Annotated in this window: 1 pseudogene; it reads left to right on the top strand. The window is 39.5% G+C overall.

The annotated features are described in order from the left end of the window. Nucleotides 1-227 precede the first annotated feature (227 nt). Nucleotides 228-1237 (top strand): annotated as a pseudogene (locus ACSQ6I_RS24680) (IS110 family transposase). Nucleotides 1238-1577 lie beyond the last annotated feature (340 nt).

The raw sequence follows: 1577 nt of genomic DNA, 5'->3' as shown, positions 1-1577 counted from the left end.
CACCCTTGTATATTAGAAGAAGTAGTAGACCGTCGCACCCTTGGTCAGAAAAGACCGCTTTGTAGCATGGGTCACTACAACAATCTCCATGACAGAACTCGAACAGTCGCCTGGGGTAAATACTGTGAATCAAAACATAGATAAAATAGCCCGAATCATGCAAGGATGAGTGAAATCAAGGGGATGAAAAAGAGTAAAAGAAATTAGTTAAAAGTTGAGAGTTAAAAATGGAAAACATCTCTCAGTGGATAGGCATTGACGTAAGTAAAGCCACACTTGATGTTTACATACGTCCAATAGGTAAAGCATTTCAAGTTGCTAATACTGAAATAGAAATATCTAATTTAGTTGAGCAACTTAAAATATATGATGTAAACCTCATCGTATTGGAAGCAACAGGAGGACTAGAAACTGAATTAATAATTCAATTGCAGTCTGCACTGTTACCAGTAACATTAATCAATCCGCGTCAAGGAAGAGATTTTGCTAAAGCTACAGGTAAGTTAGCAAAAACTGATGCAATTGACGCACAGACTTTGGCACATTTTGGTGAAGCAATGAAACCACTTATGTTACCAATTGAAAGTGAAACAGCACGTCAATTGGGTGAATTAATTAGTAGGAGAAGACAATTAGTTGAGATGTCTACTGCTGAAAAAAATCGCCGTGACCGCTCTCGTGGTAAAACTTTAGCAGATATTGAGGCACATATTGATTATTTGGATAAACGTCTTCAACAAATTAATCAAGAGATTGAAGAATTGACCCAAAATAATCAAGAATGGATTGATAAAGTCAATTTACTCAAAACTACTCCTGGTATTGGTCAAGTTATTTCTACCACTCTGGTGTCTGACTTACCAGAATTAGGTCAATTAACCGCTAAACAAATTTCTCGTTTAGTTGGTGTGGCACCAATTAATCATGATAGTGGTGAAGCAGTGCGTTCCTGTCGCCTTGCGTCGGAAAGCAACTGCTGAACCCGTAGGGTCAACATAAAGGTAAGCGAATGATTAATGGTGGTCGCGCTCATGTTCGTGCTATTCTTTATATGGGTGCTGTTGTTGCCATGCGTTTTAATCCTGTAATTAAGGCTTTTTATCAGCGTCTTGTTGAACGTGGTAAACCCAAAAAATTAGCACTTACTGCTTGCGTTCATAAAATGTTAGTCATTTTAAATGCGATGGTTCGGGATCATCTTCCTTGGGGTGCTAAAGATAATTTGCAACCAGCTTAAAACTTTTTCATTTCTGAAATTCATTTTTTGTCATTACAAACTATGTCGGCTTTTTTACTCTATGAGTCAGAGTTCCTATTTGTGCTTACAAAAATTAATTTTTCCTCAACCTTGATGTGAATATTCAACTTTTACCCCCACGAGTGATCTAGCAACTGGGGAAGATTGGGCGACGCAGTGAAGTGGTAGGGCGGGCTGCGACTATCTAGACTATCAACCCAAAATCTTTATGTCCGTCCTACCACCTCCCAATCTAGCAGAGCGTTCCCCAGTTGCGTCAACAAGAGCGATGGCTACGCCCGCCGCAGGCATCGCTTGACATTCAAGACAGTCGCTACAA

This window comes from Anabaena sp. WFMT, assembly GCF_051781005.1.
GTDB lineage: Bacteria > Cyanobacteriota > Cyanobacteriia > Cyanobacteriales > Nostocaceae > Anabaena.
This window is presented reverse-complemented; position numbering and strand designations above follow the sequence as displayed.